Source organism: Larkinella fluvii (genome assembly GCF_051857545.1).
Lineage (GTDB): Bacteria > Bacteroidota > Bacteroidia > Cytophagales > Spirosomataceae > Larkinella.
Genome location: NZ_JBPZHB010000015.1, coordinates 23256 through 47958, shown reverse-complemented (window position 1 = coordinate 47958; position 24703 = coordinate 23256). Strand labels below are relative to the sequence as shown.

Genomic DNA, 24703 nt, shown 5'->3' with positions numbered 1-24703 from the left:
CAGATACTGTACGCTTAAATTCATTTAACGTCCCTAAAAATGGGTCTTTTTGACGTGTAGACGCACCGATAACGCAATGGCTTCGACTCATAAGCATATGTCTGGTGGAATGATCCGGCGGTCGCCGAAGGCCGACGAGGCTCTCTATGTACAGTATCGACCGGCTTCCCTCAAATTTTGCGAGTCCCTGATTAAAAACAAGGCGGAAGCCGAGAAGATGGTTTGTGCCGTTTTCAGCGAGCTTCGGGACAACGGATCAGAGCCCCAGTCTGACCCGGAATTTAAATCCTGGTTATTCCTGAAGCTGCGGAATCAGGTTGTTACTTACCTGAAAACCCGCGCTAAAACCGAGTTGTCCGGCTGCCCGTCGGATTCCCAATTCAATGGCAACCGGACCAATCAGTCATTGATCCGGTTGTGAACCTTCTCATCGGGTCGAAATCTTCCTGAAAATTTGCTCGAAACCTAGACCTGGACTTCCTCCGGTTCCTTCTTTTTTTCCGGAATCAGCCAGGAGGCCAGAATACTAACGCTCAGAATGGTCAGAATGACATAGAGCGAGTAAACCGTCTCAAAACCGTGATCTTCAAGCCAACTGTGGAAGATCATTTTCAATCCGATAAATGTCAGCAGGGCCGCCAGACCGGTTTTCAGGAAACGGAACTGACTCATGATGCTGGAGAGGAAGAAGAACATCGACCGCAGCCCCATGATGGCAAAAACGTTGGAGAAAAAGACGATGTAGGGGTCTTTGGTAATCGAGAAAATGGCCGGAATCGAGTCGACGGCAAACACCAGATCGGTGAAAGCAACCACGATGACGACAATGAACAGGGGCGTCACAAATAGCTTGCGGTCGGATTTCCGGCGGACAAAAAAGTGGTCGATGACGTTCCGGCGGTAGACATTCAGGTATTTGGCGGTCAGCTTCACGACCGGGTGGTTTTTCGGTTCCATCTGCTGATCTTCGTCCTTTTCGAAGAAGAGTTTAATCCCGGTGTAGACCAGGAAAGCCCCAAAAATGTAGATGATCCATTCGAACCGCTGTAAAAGGGCCGAGCCGACGAAAATGAAGATAAACCGCAGAATGATGGCCCCCAGAATGCCCCAGACCAGAATCTTTTTGTAGAACTTCTGACGTACGCCGAACGACGCGAAAATCATGATGAAGACGAAAATATTATCGGCCGACAGGGAATACTCGACCAGATAGCCGGTGATGTATTCCAGCGCCATGTTATTCTGGAAAATGGCCAGACTCTGCTCGAAATTGCCCGGAATCAATTTGAGGTGATCGGCGTACAGGCTGCGGACTTCTTCCAGCCGCGCCATGTCGGTAATGCCGTGAACGAGGTACCCGAAATTTTTAATGAAAAAGTAGAAGCCAATCGACAACGCCACCCAAACCGCACTCCAGGTACCGGCTTCTTTAAAACTGACAATATGGCTTTTCTGCTTCGTAAATGCCCCCAAATCGAAGGCCATTACCAACAGAACGAAGAGCGCAAAGCAGATGAAAAATATGGTTTCGTAACTCATGAGTCGAAAAACAATGAAATTTAGCGTATAACGAGTGTTTAAATAGAACTGTTTAATTGGATTTTGGCACAAAATTCGCCGGAAGATCGGAGAGTTGTAGAACCAAACAAATTGAATTGTGAAACTGATTGCAATATAGCTCTATTAAGTAACAGGTTATGATTTCGGTTGATTCCTTATTTTTGCAAATATGTATCATGATAAGAAAGTCGTAGTAGTATTACCGGCCTACCGGGCCGCCCTGACGCTGGAACGTACCTACCGTGAAATCCCGTTCGATATCGTTGATGAGGTCATTCTGGTCGATGACGCCAGCCCGGACAATACCGTCGATGAAGCAAAGCGCCTGGGCATCCGGTATGTGATCCGGCACGAAAAAAACAAAGGCTACGGCGGCAATCAGAAATCCTGCTACCGCAAGGCGATGGAACTGAAGGCCGACATTGTTGTGATGCTACACCCTGATTATCAGTATACGCCCAAGCTGATTGTGGCGATGGTCAGCCTGATTGGCAACGATTTGTATCCGGTGGTGTTTGGCTCCCGGATTCTGGGCAAGGGGGCGTTGAAAGGGGGAATGCCGCTGTATAAATACGTGGCCAACCGCTTCCTGACACTGACGCAAAATGTGCTGATGAACCAGAAACTGTCGGAATACCATACCGGTTACCGGGCGTTTTCGGGCGAAGTGCTGCGCAGTCTGGATTTTACGCACAACTCCGACGATTTCATTTTTGATAATGAAATGATCGCCCAGATCTTTCACAAAGGCTTCGAAATTGCCGAGGTGACCTGCCCGACGAAATACTTCGAGGAAGCATCGTCGATCAATTTCCGGCGAAGCAGCATCTACGGTTTGGGCGTTTTGGCAGTGTCGATGCGCTACCGGCTGCACCGCTGGGGGCTTATGCGTTGGAAGGTATTGCAGTAGATTCGGGCACGGCCTGATTGGTGACCGGCAAAACCGCCGGTATAATTTCCAGAATCATCGACTCCAGGGTCAGTCCCGGCCCAAAAGCGCAACTCAGGATGTTGCCCGCCCCCGACTCCGGGCGCAGGTGGTTCCGGATTTCTTTCAGCACAAACAGAACCGTGGCCGACGACATGTTGCCGTACTTTCGCAGCACCTCGTAGGCAAAGCGGTTTTCGTGCGGTTCGATGCCCAACTGCTGCTCAATCACTTCCAGAATTTTGCGTCCGCCGGGGTGCAGGGCATACTGCGTGATGTCTTCAATGGCCAGTCCACTGCGTTCCAGTAGGCGGGAAAGCGCCTGGCCGATGCCCTGCCGGATCACCGTCGGCACGTCCGACGTCAGCGTCATTTCAAAACCGTGGTCGTTGATGATCCAGCCCATGTCGTTTTTTCCATCGGGCAACAAATCGCAGAAGAAGGTCCGCATCCGGAAGGAGGGAGCCGGTTTTTCCCGGTTGGGTCGACCTTCCACCAACACCGCAGCGGCTCCGTCGGCGAAGAGGGCGTTGGACAGCAGATGATCTTCGTCAGTTTTCTTCTGAAAATGAATGGTACACAATTCCAGGCAAACGATCAGCACGCAGGCCGACGGATCAGCGCGGACGAAGGCGTCGGCGGTTTTCAGCGCGTTGAAAGCACCGTAGCAACCCATAAAGTTGATGGCGGTGCGTTGCGTGGTGGTGGGCAGCCCGAGGGCTTCGATCAGGTCGATGTCCAGCCCCGGCGCATACATGCCCGTGCAACTCACCGTGATCAGGTGCGTGGGCTGAACGGTTCGTTTTTCGTCGCAATATAAATCCTGAATAGCGGCCACCGCCAGCGGGAGGGCTTCGTTGCGGTACAATTCCATCCGGGTTCCGACGGTCGGAAACGGTTCAAGATCAGGCGTATTCGGAAAAAATGTATATTCACCCGGCGAAGCACCGTAGTCGGGTAGCACCGAATGCCGCTGGTCGATGCGGGTCAGCCGGTACAGGGCCTGTAATTTTCGCCGGTTGTGTTCATCGAGCTGGAGAGCCTGCGCCATAAACGAAGCAATTTGCAACTGCGAGAAGCCGTATGCCGGAACGGCCGTGCCGATGGCGGTAATGTAGCTATCCATTTAGTCCTATTCAGGGTTGCCGGAGCGATCCGGACTTTTCTATAACCAAAGGTTCACTTGAATGTTAGACTTTGCATGATGAAATCTGTACCCTCTATCCTTCCTCTCCTGGTATGACCTTTCGGACCGTCTGGCTCCATTTGCGGGTGCCGTTTTCGTTTTTCCTGTTGCCGGTTTTTCTCTTTGCGCTGAGTCAGTCGGAAAGTCTTCGTCAGGGTACGCTGGATTGGGGGCGGGTGGCCGTGATCGGGGCGGTTATTCACCTCCTGCTCTATCCGGCCAGCAATGCCTACAACAGTTATTTCGACAAAGACGAAGGCAGTATCGGTATTCTGGAAACGCCCCCGCCGGTCGATAAAACCCTGTTTTACGTCGCCTGGGCGCTGGACCTGCTGGCGTTGGTGATTGGCTTCTGGATCGGGTGGCCATTCGTGGTCTATTTACTCATTTACGGATTGATTTCCAAGGCGTATAGTCATCCAATTATTCGCTTAAAAAAGTACCCCATTGCCAGTTGGCTCGTGATCGGGTTGTTTCAGGGCGGTTTTACCTACCTGATGTCCCTGCAAGCCATCGATGCACTACCGGTTTTTGACCTGCTAACCTTCCGGCCCCTGCTGGCGGCTCTCCTCTGTACGCTGAATCTGCTGGCCATTTACCCGATCACGCAGGTGTATCAGCACGAGGAAGATGGTCGTCGGGGCGATTTGACCATGAGCCGTTTGCTGGGGGTTCGCGGTACCTTTCTGAATACGCTGATCTGGTTTACGCTGTCGCTGGCCGGTTTTTACGCCTATTTCCGGGGCGAGACGGTATTCTGGCTGTTGCCCGTCTGTTTGTTGCCGGGGGTATTGTATTTTTTATTCTGGGCTAACCGGGTTTTTCGGGACGAACGGCAGGCTGATTTTCGGTCGGCGATGACGATGACGCTGCTGGCGGGCACGGGGTTGAATGTTTTCTTTCTTTTTTTGTTGGTTTTAACCGATTCATAATCAGAATCTAAGTGGCGTTATTGACGATCATGCTAATTTTTTTTCGGGAAAGTACTTGCCAAACGGCGCAGACCCCTTATATTTGCATCCACAAAACGCCAACGTTCTGGCATAGAACGCGAAAGTAGCTCAGCTGGTAGAGCGCGACCTTGCCAAGGTCGAGGTCGCGGGTTCGAACCCCGTCTTTCGCTCAAAAGCACCCACCGCGGTGCTTTTTTTGTAGAATGTGGTTGCTACCACGCCGGGATGGCGGAATAGGTAGACGCGCAGGACTTAAAATCCTGTGAGCAGTAATGTTCGTGCGGGTTCGATTCCCGCTCCCGGTACGTTGAATGCCTTATAAGTTGCTTCCACTAAGCTATCTTATAAGGCATTTTTGATTTTCCCCTGCGACATAATCAACAATGCCTCCGCCATACGGAAACATAACCCCGACTCCTTTGACACGGGCAAGCGGACCCGTAAAAACAGAGAAAGGGCCATCTCAGATCATCTGAGACGGCCCTTTCAGGACAGTCGGGCAATCGGTGATCAGGCTAGATCAAACCGGTCCAGGTTCATCACTTTATTCCAGGCCGCCACAAAGTCCCGGACAAATTTGCCCTGCGCATCGGCGCTGCCGTACACTTCGGCGATGGCTCTCAGTTCGGAGTTGGAGCCAAACACCAGATCGGCACGGGTGGCAGTCCATTTGGGTTGACCGCTACTCCGATCGCTGCCCAAATACAATTCCCGGTCTTCGGAAATGGCTTTCCAGGCGGTGTTCATGTCGAGCAGGTTCACAAAGAAATCGGTGGTAAGCTTGCCCGGAGACTGCGTAAACACACCGTTTTTGGAACCGTCGAAATTGGTGTTCAGGACCCGCATCCCGCCCACCAGTACGGTTAACTCTGGAGCCGTCAGGGTGAGCAATTGCGCCTTGTCGATCAGCAACTCTTCCGTAGAAGCCGAGAATTTCGATGTCCTATAGTTGCGGAAACCGTCCGCAATCGGTTCCAGATACCCCACCGATTCGACGTCGGTTTGTTCCTGCGAAGCGTCCATACGACCCGCGGTGAAAGGAACGCTGATGGGGTGTCCGGCATCGTTCGCTGCCTTTTCAACGCCCGCACAACCCGCCAGCACGATCAGATCGGCCAGTGAAACTTTTTTGCCGTCCGACTGTATCCCGTTAAATTCCTGCTGAATGCTTTCCAGAATGCCCAGCACTTTTTGCAACTGCACGGGGTTATTGACTTTCCAGTCTTTTTGGGGAGCCAGACGAATGCGGGCGCCATTGGCACCTCCGCGTTTGTCGGACCCCCGGAAGGTAGAAGCCGAAGCCCAGGCGGTGGAAACCAGTTCCGAAACGCTCAGACCGGAGGCTAATATATTCGCTTTCAAAGCCGCTATGTCATTTTCGTCGATCAGGGCATGATCCACCGCCGGGATGGGGTCTTGCCAGATCAATACTTCGGCCGGAACATCAGGACCCAAATACCGGGCGCGGGGGCCCATATCGCGGTGCGTCAATTTGAACCACGCCCGGGCAAAAGCATCGGCAAAGGCGTCGGGATTTTCCAGAAACCGACGGGAGATTTTTTCGTAAGCCGGATCGAACTTCAGTGCGAGGTCGGTCGTCAGCATGGTTGGTGCATGCTTTTTGGAGGGATCATACGCATCGGGGATAATGCTCCCGGCGTCTTTTGCCACCCATTGGTGCGCACCACCGGGGCTTTTCGTCAATTCCCATTCAAAGCCCAGCAGGTTTTCAAAGAAATTATTGCTCCACTGGGTCGGCGTTTTCGTCCAGATGACTTCCAGCCCGCTGGTAATCGTGTCGGCCCCTTTGCCGGAACCATAGCTGTTGCTCCAGCCAAATCCCTGTGATTCCAGATCGGCAGCTTCCGGCTCTTTGCCTACGTGCTCGGAAGTGGCAGCGCCGTGGGTTTTACCGAAGCTGTGCCCGCCGGCGATCAGCGCAACGGTTTCTTCGTCATTCATGGCCATGCGGCCAAAGGTTTCGCGAATGTCTCTTGCGGCCGCTACGGGATCCGGATTGCCATCGGGACCTTCCGGATTGACGTAGATCAGGCCCATGTGGGCGGCACCGAGCGGTTTTTCCAGGTTGCGGGAATGAATGTTGCGCCCCGGATCTTCGTCCGATGAAACGACACCATGGTCTGCAACCCCGGGCGAACCATCGGCGTAGCGGTGGTCGTTGCCCAGCCAGGTGGTTTCGGCACCCCAGTAGACGTCTTCATCCGGCTCCCAGACATCGGCCCGTCCACCGGCAAAGCCAAAGGTTTTGAAACCCATCGATTCGAGGGCCACATTACCGGTAAGAATCATCAAATCGGCCCAGGAAAGGCTGCGGCCATATTTCTGTTTGATGGGCCAAAGCAACCGGCGCGCTTTATCGAGGCTCACGTTGTCGGGCCAGCTATTCAATGGAGCAAAACGTTGTTGTCCGGCACCGGCACCACCCCGGCCATCGCCCACGCGGTAGGTTCCGGCGCTGTGCCAGGCCATGCGGATGAACAAAGGGCCATAGTGTCCGAAGTCGGCCGGCCACCAGTCCTGTGAATCGGTCATGAGGGCGTGAAGGTCGCTTTTTACGGCTTCCAGGTCGAGACTTTTGAAGGCTTCGGCGTAGTTGAAATCTTCACCCATCGGGTCGGATAAGGACGAGTGCTGACGCAGGATGTTGAGCTTCAACTGGTTGGGCCACCAATCACGGTTTCGTGTGCCACCACCGCCCACGTTGTGTTTCAGACTGCCATTGTGAACCGGGCACTTGCTGATGTCGTTTGATCCTTTTTCCATTTCGATACATTCTGTGTTAAATCGATAGATGCCTGCACCGGATTGGGTGCAGCGGGATAAAATTATGTTATTGGGAGAAATAATACCAATCGATAAATTCTATATTTACATAGGTAAAATCTATTACGGCATTTGTCCTGTCGATTCTAGAGAAGCAGCTAGCGGAGGTGAGGATTTTTTTACGGCAAAATGGAGGACGAAATGCATCACCAGCCTGCTGCTGCCGGTTGAACGGTATTCCCAATTCGTTGCATAGCCACCAGGGAAAACTTGGTATAATTCTATTATTCGTGCCAATAAGAAAATTTTTTTTCAAAAACATTAATTGTCTTATTGACAATTAAAAAATAAACGTCAACTTTACAGTTATTAAATTGCGTTCGTACGACACCTTTTACTCATGCTAAATTTTCCGCTTCAACAGGATGGGGCTGCTCACCATCGGATGATTTACCGGAGTGCCCGGATCGACTGGAAATCTCCTGTGGGAAATTTGACACGTGATACGGGTGAGGTCGCCACAGTACGATTCAGCTAACCCGTTTTTTGCTTTATCAGTCTTTATTCCAGTAAGCTCCATGACTTCTCAAGCCCAGGATCAAGCGTTATGGCAATCCTTTCGTGAGGGAGAAAAACAGGCCTTGGGCCGGTTGGTCGAGTGCTATTATGGCGCGCTGAAACACTATGGGCTGAAATTTATGGTGGATGAATCCGTGGTTGAAGACTGTATTCAGGAGCTTTTTCTGCAACTCTGGCAAAACCGCTTACAGATCAATGAGACGGGCTGTATCAGGCATTATCTGTTAAAGGCCCTCCGGAACCACATCCTTCAGTATTTACGGGTCCAAAAACGCTGGAAATTCGAAGAGTTGGATTGGGACAACTCCGGAATTGACGAAGTAGATTCCGAAACCTTACTGATTCGTCAGGAATCACTGGCTGGTATGACAAAGACCATTCAGGATCAACTGGCTACCTTACCCGCCCGTGAACGGGAGGCCCTGTATCTGCGATATTACGAGAATTTATCCATCCCCGAGATTGCCGAAGTGATGCACGTAAACCGGCAATCGGTCTCCAATTTTTTGCAAAAAGCACTCGGCAAACTTCGCAATCGGTGGTTTGTCCAGCTATGGCCGTGAGATTTTGTATTTTTTCTCAAAAAAATTCGCTTTGAGGAGGGTATCAGCGCGCCAAGTCTTCATACTATCAATAAAAACAGCCGAATAGTACCAATGCACTTTCCTTTCGAACGTTTTTCGACCGTTGAGGATTTCCTGGAAAGCGACGCTTTCCGGCGCTGGATGCTGGAAAAACGCCCGGAAGATCAGGCTTTTTGGCGGGTGTGGCTGGCTCAGAATCCGGATAAACGGGAACTCTACGAGCAGGCCGTAGCTACTTTTCTGGCCATTCAGGGCAAAACCGCTGTGCCTTCGCGGAAACAGGCGAAAGAGAAAGCCGACGAAATTCTGGATCAATTGCCGGACGCTTCCCCGGCTATCAAACCGCTCTTTCGCGGACGCTGGGGGCCCTGGGCAACCGCAGCGGCCGTGGTGATTTTGCTGGTCTGGTGGCAATTGGATCAACCCGTCTTCCAGACAGGCCGTATGATTGGCAGGCAGGAAGAACAGCCGACGCGCGGGGATGACTGGAAACTGGTGAAGAATGGTACGGACCAGTCGCTGGTGGTTGTGTTGCCTGATAATTCCTCGGTTCTGCTGTCGCCCGACAGCCAGATCCGGTTTCGCAAACAGTCGCATCCGTCGGTTCGGGAAGTGTATCTTCAAGGTGAAGGCTTTTTTGAAGTGGCCAAAAATCCGGCGAAACCGTTCATCGTTTATACCTCCAACCTAACGACCAAAGTGCTGGGAACCTGTTTTCAGGTACGGTCTTTTGAGAAGGAGTCCACGGCGTTTGTCAAAGTGAAAACGGGTAAAGTTGCGGTTTCTTCCGTTAAATCGCCGGGCAAAACCGTCCTGCTGACGGTAAACGAAGAACTTCGGCTAAATGCCAGTGCGGAGAAACTGGTCAGGCACGAACACTTTTTGGAGAAAGAACCGCCATCTGCCCCGCTGGCTCAACCATTTGCGTTCAATTACACGCCCGTTACGGAGATCTTTGACCAGTTGGAAGCGAGTTACCACATGCCCATTCACTATGACCGGAGCCTGCTGAAAAACTGCACCTTTACCGGACAACTCAATGATGTGCCTTTCCTTGAAAAAGTCCGGCTCATCTGCTTAACGACGGCTTCTACCTTTGAACTGGTAGACAATCAGGTGGTCATTCACAGCCAGGGTTGTAATTGATTTTTTAACTCTTAACCAAAGCCAGGTAACATGAACTAGAAACCCATCTCTTTCCTGCCAGAAATAGGCGATAGTGCTTCCAACACCATCGCCTGTACGCTTCCCAAATCATGTGCGTTCCACCACACATTATCCCTTTAGGTGAGGGGTCGGGAACACTTTTGCCATTCCTAACTAATTGAAGAACAACAAAGCACGCAAACTTATGCATTCCTATTCTATAAACCGCAATGCTTGGGTCAGGATTATGAAATTTTCAAGCCTACAACTATTGCTTGCGCTCGCCTTCATTCACATCAGCGTAGCGTTCGATGTGCGGGGCCAGGAAATCCTGAACCGACGAATCAGTCTCTCCGCCAAAAATCAGGACGTCGAGACCGTGATCAAACGCATCGAAGAACAGGCTGATGTGCAGTTTCTGTTCAGCCGGGAGATTATCCAATCCAAACGAAAAATCTCTTACCAGGCTAAGAATGAGCAGCTTCATGTGGTTCTAAACCAGATCCTGACGCCACTGAATGTCAGCTACGAGATCGTCAATCAACAGATTGTACTCAAAAGAATGTCGACACCACCCGGACCGCTCCAGGGCAAACTTTCCGATGAGAACGCCGTTGAGAACGTCCAGGATGTGCAAATCACGGGGAAGGTCACGGCTGAAAATGGGGAAGGGCTGCCGGGTGTAACGATTCAAATCAAGTCGGCTACCCGGGGCACCACCACCGACGGCAATGGTGATTACCGGCTTTCGGTGCCGTCGGCCAATGGGACGGTTCTCATTTTTTCCTACATCGGTTATACCAACAGGGAAGTAACTGTGGGGAGCCAAACGGTTGTCAATGTCGTTTTGGCTGCAGATGATAAAACGCTGGATGAGGTGGTGGTGGTGGGCTATGGCGTTCAGCGGAAACGCGATGTGACGGGTTCGGTGGTTTCGGTCAATGAAACCACGCTGAAAGAGGTTCCGGCTCCCAACCTGGTGAACCAGTTGAAAGGCCGGGCTGCCGGGGTTTCCATTATTAGCAACGGTTCTACGCCGGGTGCTCAGGGGCAAATCCGGATTCGGGGAAACCGGACGCTGACGACGAGTTCCGGGTCAAGCGACGGGCTCGATGGCCCGCTGGTGGTTGTCGATGGAATCCCCTTCGGCGGACTCAATGACATCAACCCCGACGACATCGCCAGTCTCGAAATTCTGAAAGATGCTTCGGCAACGGCCATTTACGGGTCGCGGGGATCAGGGGGCGTCATTCTGATTACCACCAAACGGGGTAAAGTCGGAAAACCGGTATTCAGCTACGATGGCTATCATGGGGTGACCAACATCATGGGCAAATTTAACGTCATGAATGGCCCGGAGTATGCCCGGTTTAAAGACGATGCGACCAAATATAACCGCACCAGCCCCGGCACAACCGCCTATCCGCTGACCCAGAAAGAAAAAGATGCCCTGGCCGCCGGTGTTTCCACCGACTGGCAGGATTTAATTTACCGACCCGGTTTCAACACCAACCACCAGTTGAGTATGGTCGGCGGGGTTGAAAATACGCAGTATTCGCTGGGTCTGGGATATTTCAATGAAACCGGCATCATTCCCAGCCAAAAGTTTGAACGTTACACCATCCGGGCAACGGTCGACCAGCGCATTGGCAAGCGGATCAAGATTGGGTTGAACACCCTGAATACGCTGACCTACACCAACACACCGGGTGGTGGTGGTATTCCGGGTGGTTTGGTACGGCAAACGCCACTGGCAGCGCCTTATAATGCCGACGGTTCGGTCAACCTGTTCCCGGCCGAAGGCTCCATCGATGCCGCTGGGGTTAGCCCATTAACGATTCTGACCAAGAAAGATTCGTATCTGGGCCGTACGCGGGCCTTGCGAACTTTTAACAGCTTATACGCCGAGGTAAATATTCTGCCCGGCCTGCGCTACCGGATGAATGCCGGGTTGAACTTCAGCCAGTCGAACTACAATGGCTACAATGGCCCGCTGACGTATTTTAACAGCGCCACGGTTCAGTCGTCTTCCAATGCCGAAATCAGCAATACCGAGTACTGGGACATCAATCTTCAGCACCTGTTGTACTATGACAAGACGTTTGGGAAACATAAAGTAGGCGTCACCGGGCTGTATGAAATTACGAAAAACCACTCCCTGGGCAGCAGGTTTACGATCACCGGGGTTCCGGCCGATTACATCAAGACGTCTAATTTCTCGCTGGCTTCCGGAACGCCGGTTGCCAACTCGGACTTCGGTAACTCGTTTTCCGAAACCGGTCTTCTTTCCTACATGGGTCGGGTGAATTACAGCTACAATGACCGCTATCTGTTGACCCTGACGTTGAGACGGGATGGTTCTTCTACCTTATCTCCTGGTAACCAGTATTTTAATTATCCGGCAATTGGTGCTGGCTGGAATATTATCGAGGAAGGTTTTATGAAAGGAGCCCCGTTCATCTCGAACCTGAAACTACGGGGAAGCTGGGGTTTGTCCGGAAATCGAAACGTGGGAGCCTATGCAACGTTGGGTGCGTTGTCGGCCGGGTATTACAATTTCGGTACGGGAACCGCCGGCCAGCAGTTGGCCTACACGGTTACCAGTCTGCCGGCGACCGGTCTGGGTTGGCAGTCGACCTCGCAGGTGGATATCGGTGTTGACTTTGGCTTCCTGAATAACCGCATTACGGGTTCGGTGGATTGGTATCACCAGCAAACGAAAGACATTCTGCTGTCTGTTCCGCTGCCACCGAGCAACGGAGCCGGTTCAACCTTGAAAAACCTGGGCCGCACGGAAGGCAAGGGACTGGAAACCGCGCTGACGTTCGAGATTTTCAGAAACCCGAAAGGCTTCAACTGGAGCGCCGATGTGACATATTTCTTCAACCGGGAGAAAATTACGCAGCTTACGACGCCGACCGAACTTGCCAATTTGGGGGCAGGGTGGTTTGTGGGACAACCGCTTTCGGTCATTTTCGACTACAAAAAAACCGGCATTTGGCAGACCTCGGACAAAGAAAACGGCACGCTGGCCAAACAGACCTCTCCCACGCAGTTTCCGGGCCAGATCCGGGTGGAAGATCTGAATGGTGATGGGAAGATTGATGCGGCTGACCGGCAGATTCTGGGCAATTTCCAGCCGGCCTGGGAAGGCGGCATCACCAACCGGTTCAGCTTCAAAAACTTTGATATGTCTATCGTAACCTTTGCCCGGATGGGCATGAAAGTGATCGTACCGTATCTGACAGGTAACTCTACGGGTTCGGGTGGTTTTGCTTTCTTCAACCAGGGCCGGGTCAATCAGGTGAAAACCGATTACTGGACCGAAACCAACCCGACCAATGCCTTCCCCGCACCGGATGCCGGTAGTGCGGTCGCCTATTTCGGCTCCACGCTGGGCTACTACGACGGTTCGTTCATTAAAGTCAGAAGCATCAACCTGGGCTATACCTTTTCCAGTCAGTTGATCCGGAAAATCGGCATGAACTCCGCCCGGGTTTATTTCAACGCTACCAATCCGCTGATCCTGTATTCGCCCCTGGTGAGCGATAATCTGGCCGTCGATCCGGAAGGAAACAGTTATGCCAGCGGTCAGTCGACCCTGAACCCGCAGGGTGCCAGCGAACGCGGTACGCCGGAGCGTCAGATTTCTGTCAACCTGAACAACCCGCCCGTACGGCAATTCACGCTGGGGGTAAATTTTAAATTCTAATCCTGGATAGAACCATGAAAACGATAAAATTCTGGTCCATCATTGGCCTAACAGCGTTGCTCAACACGGGTTGCGAAAAAATATTAGAAGAGAACCCACAATCACAGATCGTTCCTTCCTACTTCAATACGCCGTCGGGTGTATTGGGCGGTATTGCCGGGGTCTACAACGACATCCGGGGCCAGTGGGGAACCGAAGGGTTCACGGTCGAAATGCAGGCCGGAACCGATGAGTTTTTGCAGGGAGCCAGCAGCGGTGGTGTTCCGCCCTATACCTACAATGGACTGAACAGCAGCAACTTCGGTTCCGCCTGGGGCGTTGCTTTTCAGGACATCAACACGCTGAACGGTGTACTTAAATACGGCCAGACGATCGATCTGCCGGAGGCTACCCGCAAGCAGTACCTGGCACAGGCGAAGTTTCTGCGGGCGTTCTGGTACTTTTATCTGGTGCAAACCTGGGGCGATGTTCCGCTCAGTACCGAATTTATTACGGTACCCTCACAGGCTGCTTCCCGCCAACCGGTTGCTCAGGTGTATGAGTTGATTATCAAGGATCTAACCGAAGCAGCCACTGATCTGCCCAACCAGCCAACCGCCCCATTTCTGGGGAAAGCCGCTACGAAACCGGTGGCGCAGCTCCTGTTGGCCAAGGCATATCTAACCCGGGGCTGGCTCAACAATACGGCGGCTGATTTTACGCAGGCGGCCACCATTTGTGCAGACATCATTGCCAATAAAGCAACGTATGGTCTCGATCTATGGCAGGATTATGGCGATGCGTTTGTCCCGGCCAACGACTATGGGAAAGAAACCATGTTTGTCAGCGATCACGTACTCGACCCGAAATTTGGCTACTATCAGGTTGGAGGAGCCGCTGGTGGTGGTGCCGCTCAAAATCTGACGCCCTGGTTTACCAATTGGAATTACCCGAACAACACCGGTATCAATTCCTACAAAAGCGCTGCGGGGGCCTACGTGAACAGTGGAACCTCGTTGATGATCCGGGATTCGCAGTATGGCCGGCCTTATACCCGGATGCGCCCGAACAGCTACAAATGGCCGTCAGGCCCCAATGCCGGCAAGAACTACTTTCTGGATCAGGCGTTTACGAATCGGAATGTCGATTCACGGTTTATCAATTCCTTCTATACGGTTTATATTTCCAATACTGCCGTTACGAACACCGCTACGGCCGCCAACAACAAACGGGGCATCAGCTATACCACCGTGGTGGGGGCAGATACCGCGGTTTGGTTGCCCGACTTTGAGGTAGAAGGTGCGCCACAGTTCATCGGTACACGGCCTTTTAAAGGGCTGGTCGTACCGCCCAGCTTGTGGGATAACGGCATTTTTCCGGCGCTGAAAAAATTCATGGACCCCAGCCGGGGTGCCAACTTCAACGATCCGTCGACCCGGCCCTGCGTGCTCTACCGTTTTGCGGATGTGTACCTGACCGGGGCCGAAGCCTACCTGAAAGCGGGCGATGCGACGAAGGCGGCTGCAATGCTGAATACGGTTCGGCAACGCGCGGCTTTCCGGAAAACCAACACGGCGGCTCAGAACGCGGCTGCCGCAACGGCCATGACCATTACGCCGGCCGACGTAACGGTTGACTTTATCCTGGACGAACGAACCCGCGAACTCTTCGGCGAATGGCAACGGTGGCATGACCTGGTCCGGACCCGTTCGCTGGTGCGACGCGTGAAAGCCTGGAATCCGGAAGCGGCTGCCAATATTCAGGATTTTCACATGCTGAGACCCATTCCCCAATCGCAAATCGACCGGGTGGTGGAAGGGCCGAAGTTCCCGCAAAATCCGGGTTATTGAGTAAGAAAAGTTGGTAGATAAATTGCGTAGACGTAAGAGGCTTTTGACCTCTTACGTCTCTTTAGCGTTACGATGAACCACCCACGCCGGAAGAACACACTGCTTTTGTGGCCCACCACCTGGCTATTGATTTTAAGATTGCTATGAAAAAGATGAAAAACGTTCTGCCGGGTGCTTTGCTGGCACTTGGTATTTTTTTGAGTCACTTCCTTTTCGCCCAGACCACCACCCTGGTCAACCCCATCCTGACCGGTTTTTACCCGGACCCGAGCATCGTGCAGGTTGGCACCGACTACTATCTGGTCCACTCGACGTTTTCCTATTTTCCCGGCATTCCGGTTTTTCACAGCAAGGATTTAAAAAACTGGAAGCAAATCGGGAATGTCATCGACCGGCCCACTCAGATGGATTTCATGGGCGAACGGCTGACGCGGGGCTTGTTTGCGCCAGCCATCAGTTATTACAAAGGCACCTACTACCTCACCTGCACCGACATCGACCACGATGGCAATTTCGTGGTGACGGCCAAAAATCCGGCTGGCCCCTGGAGCGATCCGGTTAAAATCCCGCAGGTAAGAGGCATCGACCCCTCCATTTACTTTGACGAAGCGGCTGACAAAGCCTACATTTTATACAACAGCGATGCGCCCAACAACAAACCGCTGTATTCGGGACACCGGACCATCCGCATGTATGAATTTGATTACCAGAATTTAAAAGTTGTCGGGGAAGAAAAACAACTGGTCAACGGTGGTGTGGATCTGTCTAAAAAACCGGTCTGGATCGAAGCCCCCCACATTATGAAGCGGAACGGCTGGTATTACCTCTACGCGGCCGAGGGCGGAACGTCAGTCAATCACTCCGAAGTGATCTTGCGGAGCAAAGAGGTCTGGGGGCCGTATGTGCCTTTTGAAGGCAATCCGATCCTGACACAGCGGGAGTTGCCGGCCGACCGGAAAGACGCCATTACATCGGCGGGTCACGCGCAGTTCGTGGATGGGCCAGACGGCAAGATGTATTGCATTTTTCTGGCGGTAAGGCCCTACGAAGGCGATTATTACAACACAGGGCGTGAAACGTTCATTGCGCCCGTCATCTGGACAAACGACTGGCCCATGATCGAGCATGGCGAGAAGGCAATTTCGTATAGCTATCCGGTTAATTTCAAAGAAGTGAAACAAAAGGGCGCGTTACCGCAATCGGGTAACTTTGCCTATACGCTGACCTTTGACAAGGAACTGGACCCGGCGCTGCTGTTTATGCGAACCCTCGACAAAAGCTGGTATTCGCTGTCGAAGAAACAGGGACTGACGCTGAAACTCAAGCCCGAAACCGTCATGGATTTGAGCAATCCAGCGTTCATCGGGAAACGCCAGCAGCACCTGTTCAGTACGGCGGAAACCGAGCTGGATTTCGCCCCAGCATCCGATAAAGAAAAAGCCGGGCTGATCATTCTTCAGGATGAGGGCCATTTCTACTTTCTGTGTAAATCCAAATCGCAGGACAAGGATGTGATGCAACTCTACAAAAGCAAACCGCGATCCAAAGAGATGGAACTGCTGACCGAAGTGCCGCTGACCGGAAAAACCGGGAAAGTGGGTCTGCGGATCGCGTCGCAGGGGGATACTTATACTTTTCATTATTCCACCGATGCTAAAAACTGGAAGCTTCTTCAGGACAAGGTGGATGCTAAATTCCTGAGTACCAAAGTAGCGGGCAGCTTTATCGGCTGTTTGTACGGTCTGTACGCGACGTCGTCGGGGGACGCCAGCACGAATACCGCTTCGTTCCAGTACCTGAAATATGCGGGGGATGATCCGATGTTCAAGTAATTGATTGAATACTAGGACTTTCGCTTTTGTCACTAAAGGGGATTTAGGGGCAAAAGCGAAAAGAATTATCAGACGTAAGTCTTAAATACATTAAGATGAAAAGGACGGTTTTTCAGGCGGTTTTATGGGTGGTTACCCTGTTTTGCGCGGTATTCGCTTCGGAAGCCCAAACCGCCCAAAACCCGATCATTTTTGCCGATGTACCCGACCTGTCCATGATCCGGGTGGGCAATACCTATTACATGAGCAGCACCACGATGCACCTGAGTCCGGGTTTGCCGATTATGAAATCGAAAGACCTGGTGAATTGGCAATTGGTTGGTTATGGGTATGATACGCTGGCGAATGTGGATGCCTTGAACCTGGCCAACGGCAAAAGCACCTACGGACGAGGGTCGTGGGCCAGCAGCCTGCGCTACCACAACGGCACGTACTACGTAACCACTTTTGCCCAAACCACCGGTAAAACCCATGTTTTTACGACCAACAGTATCGAAAAAGGGCCGTGGAAACAGACGTCATTTAAACCGTCCTACCACGATAATACCCTGTTTTTCGATGACGACGGTCGGGTGTACCTCATTTACGGCGCGGGCAAACTCCGGTTGGTTGAACTGACTGCCGATGCCTCCGGCGTGAAGCCCGGCACCACCGAACAGGTCCTTATTGAGAACGCCAGCACGCCATCCAGCACCGGCGGAGGGTTGCCCGCCGAAGGTTCGCAATTGTTCAAGGTAAAGGACAAATACTACTTGTTCAACATTACCTGGCCGCGGGGCGGCATGAGAACCGTGGTGATTCACCGCGCCGACAGGATGACGGGTCCATGGGAAGGCCGAGTCGGTTTGCAGGATTTGGGTGTGGCGCAGGGCGGTTTGATCGACACGCCGGATGGGAAATGGTACGCTTATCTTTTCCGGGATTCTGGTGGAGTCGGGCGCATTCCGTATCTGGTTCCGGTGACCTGGGAAGACGGCTGGCCGGTTTTGGGCGTTAATGGAAAAGTACCCGAAACGCTCGATTTGCCTGCCAGCAAAGGCCTGATTCCAGGCATTGTGGCTTCGGACGAATTCACGCGGAAGAAAGGAGATTCTGCGCTGCCACTAGTCTGGCAATGGAACCACAACCCGGACAACCAGCTCTGGTCGGTTACGGAACGGAAAGGGTATCTGCGGCTGAAAAGCGGTCGCATCGACACCTCGTTTGTGCTGGCCCGAAACACACTGACGCAGCGGACCGTCGGCCCGGCATGTACCGGATCAACGTTGCTCGACGTGACCAACCTGAAGGACGGAGATTTTGCCGGGCTGAGTCTATTACAGAAAAACTACGGTCTGGTGGGTGTCAAACGGGAAAATGGGCAAAATTTTATCGTCATGCTGAGCGCGGCTTCCGGGAAACCAATTGACATTCAGCGGGTTCCGCTGACGCAAAAAACCGTCTATTTAAAAGCCGAATGCAATTTTAAAGAACGGGCCAACAGCGCTCAGTTCTTTTATAGTCTGGACGGAAAGTCGTGGCAATCCATTGGTGAGCGGCTGAAAATGCCCTACACCATCCCGCATTTTATGGGGTACCGGTTTGGTTTGTTCAATTACGCCACGCAGCAGACGGGCGGTTTTGCCGACTTCGATTATTTCCGGATTGATGATAAGATTTCGCCATCCTCCCGAAACTAAACCCGTTATGAAAAAGACGTATTCTGCCATTACGCTTCTTCTTGGCTTCCTGCTGTGGAGCTTCAACGCTTCGGCGCAGGACCCCAACTTCCATATGTACCTCTGTTTTGGGCAATCCAATATGGAGGGCAATGCCAAAATCGAACCGCAGGATACGGTTCCTATAAACAGCCGTTTTCGTGTACCTTCGGTGGATTGATAACTTACCAACTACACCGATGCGCCCAGGCTGTTCAAAATCGGATGCTTTCATCCACTTTAAAAAAATGATGCAAAAACTTTTTGCGATAGGGTTAATTCTGCTGTTCCATCAGACGGGATTTGCCCAACCAACACCGCCCCAACCTGTTGGCCCGCTCCCCAGCGAAAACCAGTTGCGCTGGCAAAAAATGGAATACTATGCGTTCATCCATTTTTCGATCAACACCTATACCGATATGGCCTGGGGCCTCGGCAGCGAAGACCCCAAGTTGTTTAACCCGACCAAAATGGATTGCCGCCAGTGGGCCCGAATTTGTAAGGAGGCTGGTATGAAAGGCATCATTTTTACGGCCAAACACCACAGCGGTTTCTGCCTCTGGCCTTCCAAATACACCGACTATTCCGTAAAAAATGTGCCCTGGCGAAACGGGAAAGCCGACATCGTTCGGGAACTGGCCGATGCCTGCAAAGAATACGGTTTGAAATTCGGGGTGTATCTGTCGCCCTGGGACCGGAACCATGCTGATTATGGCAAGCCTGAATACATCACCTATTTCCGCAACCAGTTGCAGGAACTGCTGACCAATTACGGTGACATTTTTGAAGTCTGGTTCGACGGCGCCAACGGCGGTTCCGGTTATTACGGCGGGGCGAATGAAACCCGTAAAATCGATTCCAAAACGTATTACGATTGGCCGAACACGTACAAACTGGTGCGCAAACTCCAGCCCAAGCTGGTGATCTGGAACGACGGGGGCGACCGGGCCGACCTGCGCTGGGTGGGCACCGAAGCCGGGTATGTGGGCGAAACCAACTGGAGCTTACTGAATGCCACCGGCGATGTACCGGAGCAAATGCTGCGCCACGGTGTCGAAAATGGCGATACCTGGGTGCCCGGCGAAGTAAACACCTCCATCCGTCCCGAATGGTTTTACCACGAGCGCGAAGACAGAAAGGTAAAAACCTTACCCCAACTGATGGATCTTTATTACAACTCCATTGGTCGAAACGGGACGTTACTGCTCAATTTTCCGATCATGCCCAACGGCTTGATTCACGAGAAGGACGAGAAAGCCGTACAGGAATTTACCAAAGCCACCAAAGAAGCCTTTTCTGTCAATCTGGCTAAAAATGCCCGGGCCACGGCTTCAAACGAACGGGGGAAAAATGCGGCTTACGACGCCGGTAAGGCCATCGATGCCGATCCGGAAAGCTATTGGGCCACGGACGATGCCGTTCGGAACGCATCGTTGACGCTCCGGTTTACGAAACCCACGGCTTTTAACCGGTTTCTGGTGCAGGAACCCATTCGGTTGGGGCAACGGGTCAAATCGTTTACCGTCGAAGCGATGGTCAATGGGAACTGGAAAGAGATTGCCAAAGAGACGACCATCGGGTATAAACGCATTCTGCGGTTTCCGACCGTCGAAGCCACGCAACTGCGGCTGACGATTCTGGATGCCAAAGGTTGTCCGTTGATTTCAAATCTGGAGGTCTACAAAGCCCCGCTGATTCTAACGCCCCCCATCGTCATGCGCGATCAGGCGGGTGAGATCCATATCAAACCGGGCGATACGGAATCGGAATTGTATTACACCCTCGACGGCAGCACGCCAACCGCCAACACGAATAAGTATACGGTTCCCGTAAAAACCGGTAACGGCAAAGTAGACCTGAAGGCGATTGCCTACAATCCGTTTACGAAACAAAGCAGCATCGTCAGCGAAGAGAAATTCGACATCGCCCGCAACGGCTGGAAAATTCTGAGTACGGAGGCCAAGTCGGCGCATCAGGTGTTGGATGGCAATCCGAATACGTCCTGGCAACAACCCAAAAACCAGCCAGTGCCGTCGGACCTGGTCATTGATCTGGGCAAGGACGAAAATCTGACCGGTTTCCGGTATCTGCCTGCCCAGAATTGGTGGGAAGAGGCCAGCATCATCACTCAGTATCAGTTTGAGGTTTCGACCGATAATACCAACTGGAAAACCGTCAGCGAAGGGGAGTTTTCAAACATTAAAAACAGCCCGGTCTGGCAAACCAAACCGTTCGAACCCACCAAAGCCCGGTATATCAAATTGCGGGCCTTGAAAAATACGCAGGAAGGTTCGGCATCGGGTTATGCCGAAATTGACATCATTACCCAATGATAGAAGTAAAATCGATTCCTAAATCTTAATAAACCATGAAGCAGGTAATAATCAGTCGTTTGTGGCTTCTGTGGGTCGTGCTCGGCCTCTGCAATTTGGCAATCGCCCAGCCACCACGCGGCCCGCTGGTGGTGTCACCCCAGGTGAACGCCGACAAAACCGTTACGTTTCGGTACTTATCTCCGACGGCCAAAGAGGTTAAGTTGAGTGGGCAGTTTTTGAAAGCGCCCATCGAAATGAGCAAAGATGCGCAAGGCATCTGGAGCGTAACAACGGAGCCCATCAAACCGGATATTTACCCGTACAGCTTTCAGGTCGATGGCGTTACCGTCATGGACCCCGCCAACGTTGCCTTTTTTCCGAACGAGCGGTTTAAAGCCAGTCTGGTCGATGTGCCCGGTGACACGCCGTTAGTGCATGCGATGAAAGACGTTCCCCACGGTTCGATCAATTACGAATACTATCCGTCGCTGGAAGGGACCACCGGTTCGCTGGTGGTGTATACGCCACCGGGTTACGACCAGAATCCATCGAAAAAATACCCGGTTTTCTATCTCATCAGCGGCACGACGGATACGGAAGAAACCTTCTTTAAAGTCGGGAAAACGAATCTGATTCTGGACAACCTGATTGCGGAAGGCAAAGCCAAACCGATGATCATTGTCATGCCGTACGGCAATATGGCGGCCCGGGTCGCTGAGCAGAAAGGGGGCGCCAAACCCGCCGATCCGACGGTTCGGGACGGGGCCGATGCCATCAAACGGGCCAACGACTTTGCGACGGACCTGGTGAGCAAGGTCATTCCGTACATCGAGAAAAACTACCGGACGGTGGCGAATCGGGAAAGCCGGGCCATCGGCGGTTTTTCGCGTGGAGGTGGGCAAACGCTCCGCACGGCGTTCAGCAATATGGACAAATTTGCGTGGGTGTGCAGCTACAGCTCGTACCTGTCGCCCGCCGAAATGGATCAGAATTTTCCGCAAATCGGAGGCAATTCCGCAAACACGAACAAGCAATTGAAACTGTTCTGGGTAAGTGTGGGCAGCGACGATTTTCTGTACAAAGGCACTGTCGAATTTATGGATTACCTGAAGGCGAAAAACGTGGCTTTCAAAAGCCTGATCACGGACGGCGGTCATACCTGGATGAATGTCAAAAAGTACGTTGCCGAAACCACGCCTTTACTCTTCCAATAAGACCCGACCGACCCCATGAAACGTAGTATCTACCTCTTCCAGGCTTTTCTTTTGTCGGCTATTGCGGTAATCGCCCAGCGGCCGCCGTCCATCAGTTCGCCCGACGTGCATCCCGACCACAGCATTACGTTCCGGTATTTTTCCAGAAAAGCACAGAATGTGACCCTGAACGGCGAGTTTCTGAAAGCACCGGTCGACCTGACGAAAGATACGTCGGGCATCTGGAGCGTGACGGTGCCGCCCGTGAAACCGGACATTTATCCGTACAGCTTTTCGGTGGACGGCGTTCAACTTGCCGATCCGAATAATACGTACATCTTTGCCAATGAGCGCTTTAAGCGCAGTATTGTCGATGTGCCGGGCGATCAGCCGCTGATTCATTCGCTCCAGAATGTGCCGCATGGCAAAGTCAGCTACCGCTACTACAAATCCGGTACGTTGGGGACGACCCGGCAGGTACTGGTCTACACCCCGCCCGGTTTCAATCCGAACGGCAAAACCAGATACCCGGTTTTGTACCTGATTCACGGCGGCTCCGATACCGAAGAAACATGGACCAAAGTGGGCCGCGCCAACCTGATTGCCGACAACCTGATTGCGCAGGGAAAAGCCAAACCGATGCTGATCGTCATGCCGTACGGCAATGTCCGCCCGGCACCGATGCCCGACTTTACCAAGGATATGGTCAATGACATTGTGCCGTTTATCGAAGCGAATTATCCCGTCGGCAAAGACAGCAAAAGCCGGGCGGTGGCTGGTTTTTCGGTGGGCGGGGGCCAGACTTTGAACATCGGACTGACCCATCCCGACAAGTTTGCCTACGTGTGTTCGTATGCGCCGTACACCGCCACGGAAGAATTTAAAAAGAACTTCACCGACTGGTCGCCCAACGCCGGGCAGATGAACGGGCAATTGAAGCTGTTCACGATCAGTATAGGCACCGAGGATTTCCTGTATGAACCGGTGAAACAAAACATTGCGATGTTCAAGGAAAAGGGCCTGAAAGTAGAACCGCTGATCGTGCCGGGCGGCCATACCTGGATGAACTGCAAGCTTTATCTGGCTACGACCTTGCCTCAACTTTTTAAATAAATTTTATTGGCTATTGCCCCTACATCCCCTAAAGGGGACTTGGACACTTACTGATCCGGATGCAAAAGTCCCCTTTAGGGGATGTAGGGGCAATAGCGAAAGTCTTGAATACATTTCCAATAAACCTTGTAATTTCCCTTAAACCAGTAACCATATGATGATCAGGATTCTTACTGTATTACTCGCAGCCACTTTATCGAGCGTCGACTGTTTTTCGCAGGCCACCCAACCGGCAGTGGCCGAGGATTTTAAACCCTCCACCCTGAACCAGCCGGGGCAGGACTATCCGCAGGTAAACTCCCAGGGGTACGCCCGGTTTCGGATCAAGGCCCCCAAGGCCGATAGCGTTCGGGTGAGCCTGGGGCTGGGCGGACGCGGAGGCACGCGACTCGCCAAAGGAGACGACGGTTTCTGGACCGGCACCACGGAAGGGCCGATGGACGAGGGCTTCCACTACTACCACCTGACCGTCGACGGCGGTACGTTCAACGATCCCGGCGCTTTGAATTATTACGGTTCCGTCCGGTGGGAGAGTGGGATTGAAATTCCGGCGCACGATCAGGACTTTTACGCCCTGAAAGACGTCCCCCACGGCAACGTGCAGCAGATTCTTTTTCCGTCCAAAAGCACCAGTACCTCGCGCCGGGCGTTTGTGTATACGCCACCGGGTTACGAGAAAGAGAAATCGAAAAAATATCCGGTGCTCTACCTGCAACACGGCTGGGGCGAAGACGAAACCGCCTGGAGCAACCAGGGACGCGCCAATCTGATCATGGACAACCTGATGGCGGAAGGCAAAATCAAGCCCTTCATCATTGTGATGACCTACGGCATGACCAACGAGGTGAAGTGGGGCCGAATGAAGGATTTTAGCATTGTGCCATTCCAGACGGTGCTGGTCGACGAACTGATTCCGTACGTGGATGCCAACTTCCGCACCCTAGCCAACAAGGACAACCGGGCCATGGCCGGGCTATCGATGGGCGGCATGGAAACCCACACGATTACGCTTAATAAACCGGACGTTTTTGGTGCTTACGCCTTGCTGAGCGGTGGTGTCTACAATCCGGAAGAACTCAAGGACAAACCAAAAGCCAAACTGATCTTCCTGAGCTGCGGCAGCAAGGAAAACCCGGATCGGGTGAACAAGGCGACCGCCGATTTGAAAGCGGCCGGTTACAACGCGGTTGCGTACGTCTCCGAAAAAACCGCCCACGAATTTCTGACCTGGCGTCGCAGTTTGCACGAACTGGCTCCGCTGCTGTTTAAATAAAACGTGTTTAAACTTTTGG

General features: G+C 52.5%; 17 protein-coding genes and 2 tRNA genes. 16 read left to right on the top strand and 3 right to left on the bottom strand.

What is annotated here, in order from left to right; translation table 11 throughout:
• Positions 1–76: 76 nt before the first annotated feature.
• On the top strand, positions 77–421 hold the full coding sequence (locus tag ACS5NO_RS29945; protein ID WP_439418537.1) for a hypothetical protein: 345 nt from the start codon (positions 77–79) through the stop codon (positions 419–421).
• Between the two features lie 44 nt (positions 422–465).
• Here the strand turns inward: ACS5NO_RS29945 and ACS5NO_RS29940 are convergent, their stop codons facing one another.
• Positions 466–1539 carry a TerC/Alx family metal homeostasis membrane protein gene (locus ACS5NO_RS29940; protein ID WP_439418536.1) on the bottom strand — a complete coding sequence of 358 codons (1074 nt, stop codon included), beginning with the start codon at positions 1537–1539 and terminating at the stop codon, positions 466–468.
• Positions 1540–1729: 190 nt separating this feature from the next.
• On the opposite strand from ACS5NO_RS29940, the gene ACS5NO_RS29935 reads away from it, so the two are divergent.
• Complete coding sequence (locus ACS5NO_RS29935) at positions 1730–2470, top strand: glycosyltransferase family 2 protein (protein ID WP_439418535.1); 741 nt, start codon at positions 1730–1732, stop codon at positions 2468–2470.
• Here ACS5NO_RS29935 and ACS5NO_RS29930 read toward each other — a convergent pair.
• Positions 2445–3614: a type III polyketide synthase gene (locus ACS5NO_RS29930; RefSeq protein WP_439418534.1), complete on the bottom strand. Its 1170-nt coding sequence runs from the start codon at positions 3612–3614 to the stop codon at positions 2445–2447. The genes ACS5NO_RS29935 and ACS5NO_RS29930 overlap by 26 nt on opposite strands.
• A gap of 113 nt (positions 3615–3727) precedes the next feature.
• On the opposite strand from ACS5NO_RS29930, the gene ACS5NO_RS29925 reads away from it, so the two are divergent.
• The 3 genes from ACS5NO_RS29925 (at position 3728) to ACS5NO_RS29915 (ending at position 4932) form a co-directional block, all read left to right on the top strand.
• A complete protein-coding gene (locus ACS5NO_RS29925) occupies positions 3728–4606 on the top strand; it encodes a UbiA family prenyltransferase (protein WP_439418533.1) in 879 nt (292 codons plus the stop codon).
• 118 nt (positions 4607–4724) lie between these two features.
• Positions 4725–4797, top strand: a tRNA-Gly gene (locus tag ACS5NO_RS29920).
• A gap of 49 nt (positions 4798–4846) precedes the next feature.
• A tRNA-Leu gene (locus tag ACS5NO_RS29915) sits at positions 4847–4932 on the top strand.
• A 205-nt stretch (positions 4933–5137) separates the two neighbouring features.
• Here ACS5NO_RS29915 and katG read toward each other — a convergent pair.
• The gene (gene katG, locus ACS5NO_RS29910; protein ID WP_439418532.1) at positions 5138–7411 is read right to left on the bottom strand and encodes a catalase/peroxidase HPI; all 2274 of its coding nucleotides are present in this window, start codon (positions 7409–7411) and stop codon (positions 5138–5140) included.
• 578 nt (positions 7412–7989) lie between these two features.
• Between katG and ACS5NO_RS29905 the strand changes: the two genes are divergently transcribed.
• The 11 genes from ACS5NO_RS29905 (at position 7990) to ACS5NO_RS29855 (ending at position 24684) form a co-directional block, all read left to right on the top strand.
• Positions 7990–8553, top strand: a complete 564-nt coding sequence (locus ACS5NO_RS29905; RefSeq protein WP_439418531.1) for an RNA polymerase sigma factor — start codon at positions 7990–7992, stop codon at positions 8551–8553.
• A 93-nt stretch (positions 8554–8646) separates the two neighbouring features.
• Entirely contained in the window at positions 8647–9720 is a 1074-nt protein-coding gene (locus ACS5NO_RS29900) for a FecR family protein (protein WP_439418530.1), read from the top strand.
• Between the two features lie 247 nt (positions 9721–9967).
• Positions 9968–13432, top strand: a complete 3465-nt coding sequence (locus ACS5NO_RS29895; protein ID WP_439418529.1) for a TonB-dependent receptor — start codon at positions 9968–9970, stop codon at positions 13430–13432.
• Positions 13433–13446: 14 nt separating this feature from the next.
• The gene (locus tag ACS5NO_RS29890; protein WP_439418528.1) at positions 13447–15261 is read left to right on the top strand and encodes a RagB/SusD family nutrient uptake outer membrane protein; all 1815 of its coding nucleotides are present in this window, start codon (positions 13447–13449) and stop codon (positions 15259–15261) included.
• A gap of 152 nt (positions 15262–15413) precedes the next feature.
• A complete protein-coding gene (locus ACS5NO_RS29885; protein ID WP_439418598.1) occupies positions 15414–17093 on the top strand; it encodes a glycoside hydrolase family 43 protein in 1680 nt (559 codons plus the stop codon).
• A gap of 95 nt (positions 17094–17188) precedes the next feature.
• The gene (locus ACS5NO_RS29880; RefSeq protein WP_439418527.1) at positions 17189–18772 is read left to right on the top strand and encodes a glycoside hydrolase family 43 protein; all 1584 of its coding nucleotides are present in this window, start codon (positions 17189–17191) and stop codon (positions 18770–18772) included.
• Between the two features lie 7 nt (positions 18773–18779).
• Complete coding sequence (locus ACS5NO_RS29875) at positions 18780–18971, top strand: hypothetical protein (protein WP_439418526.1); 192 nt, start codon at positions 18780–18782, stop codon at positions 18969–18971.
• A gap of 70 nt (positions 18972–19041) precedes the next feature.
• Positions 19042–21123 carry an alpha-L-fucosidase gene (locus tag ACS5NO_RS29870; protein WP_439418525.1) on the top strand — a complete coding sequence of 694 codons (2082 nt, stop codon included), beginning with the start codon at positions 19042–19044 and terminating at the stop codon, positions 21121–21123.
• 35 nt (positions 21124–21158) lie between these two features.
• The gene (locus ACS5NO_RS29865; RefSeq protein ID WP_439418524.1) at positions 21159–22319 is read left to right on the top strand and encodes an alpha/beta hydrolase-fold protein; all 1161 of its coding nucleotides are present in this window, start codon (positions 21159–21161) and stop codon (positions 22317–22319) included.
• 15 nt (positions 22320–22334) lie between these two features.
• A complete protein-coding gene (locus tag ACS5NO_RS29860; RefSeq protein ID WP_439418523.1) occupies positions 22335–23411 on the top strand; it encodes an alpha/beta hydrolase in 1077 nt (358 codons plus the stop codon).
• Between the two features lie 157 nt (positions 23412–23568).
• On the top strand, positions 23569–24684 hold the full coding sequence (locus ACS5NO_RS29855; protein WP_439418597.1) for an alpha/beta hydrolase-fold protein: 1116 nt from the start codon (positions 23569–23571) through the stop codon (positions 24682–24684).
• Positions 24685–24703: the final 19 nt, after the last annotated feature.

Bases quoted from the DNA above. Each gene is read 5' to 3' on its own strand.
- ACS5NO_RS29900 (WP_439418530.1), top strand. From the start codon at position 8,647: ATGCACTTTCCTTTCGAACGTTTTTCGACCGTTGAGGATTTCCTGGAA.
- ACS5NO_RS29855 (WP_439418597.1), top strand. From the start codon at position 23,569: ATGATCAGGATTCTTACTGTATTACTCGCAGCCACTTTATCGAGCGTC.
- ACS5NO_RS29930 (WP_439418534.1), bottom strand. From the start codon at position 3,614: ATGGATAGCTACATTACCGCCATCGGCACGGCCGTTCCGGCATACGGC.
- ACS5NO_RS29925 (WP_439418533.1), top strand. From the start codon at position 3,728: ATGACCTTTCGGACCGTCTGGCTCCATTTGCGGGTGCCGTTTTCGTTT.
- ACS5NO_RS29895 (WP_439418529.1), top strand. From the start codon at position 9,968: ATGAAATTTTCAAGCCTACAACTATTGCTTGCGCTCGCCTTCATTCAC.
- ACS5NO_RS29880 (WP_439418527.1), top strand. From the start codon at position 17,189: ATGAAAAGGACGGTTTTTCAGGCGGTTTTATGGGTGGTTACCCTGTTT.
- ACS5NO_RS29870 (WP_439418525.1), top strand. From the start codon at position 19,042: ATGCAAAAACTTTTTGCGATAGGGTTAATTCTGCTGTTCCATCAGACG.
- ACS5NO_RS29875 (WP_439418526.1), top strand. From the start codon at position 18,780: ATGAAAAAGACGTATTCTGCCATTACGCTTCTTCTTGGCTTCCTGCTG.
- ACS5NO_RS29935 (WP_439418535.1), top strand. From the start codon at position 1,730: ATGTATCATGATAAGAAAGTCGTAGTAGTATTACCGGCCTACCGGGCC.
- ACS5NO_RS29890 (WP_439418528.1), top strand. From the start codon at position 13,447: ATGAAAACGATAAAATTCTGGTCCATCATTGGCCTAACAGCGTTGCTC.
- katG (WP_439418532.1), bottom strand. From the start codon at position 7,411: ATGGAAAAAGGATCAAACGACATCAGCAAGTGCCCGGTTCACAATGGC.
- ACS5NO_RS29860 (WP_439418523.1), top strand. From the start codon at position 22,335: ATGAAACGTAGTATCTACCTCTTCCAGGCTTTTCTTTTGTCGGCTATT.
- ACS5NO_RS29940 (WP_439418536.1), bottom strand. From the start codon at position 1,539: ATGAGTTACGAAACCATATTTTTCATCTGCTTTGCGCTCTTCGTTCTG.
- ACS5NO_RS29885 (WP_439418598.1), top strand. From the start codon at position 15,414: ATGAAAAACGTTCTGCCGGGTGCTTTGCTGGCACTTGGTATTTTTTTG.
- ACS5NO_RS29945 (WP_439418537.1), top strand. From the start codon at position 77: ATGGCTTCGACTCATAAGCATATGTCTGGTGGAATGATCCGGCGGTCG.
- ACS5NO_RS29905 (WP_439418531.1), top strand. From the start codon at position 7,990: ATGACTTCTCAAGCCCAGGATCAAGCGTTATGGCAATCCTTTCGTGAG.
- ACS5NO_RS29865 (WP_439418524.1), top strand. From the start codon at position 21,159: ATGAAGCAGGTAATAATCAGTCGTTTGTGGCTTCTGTGGGTCGTGCTC.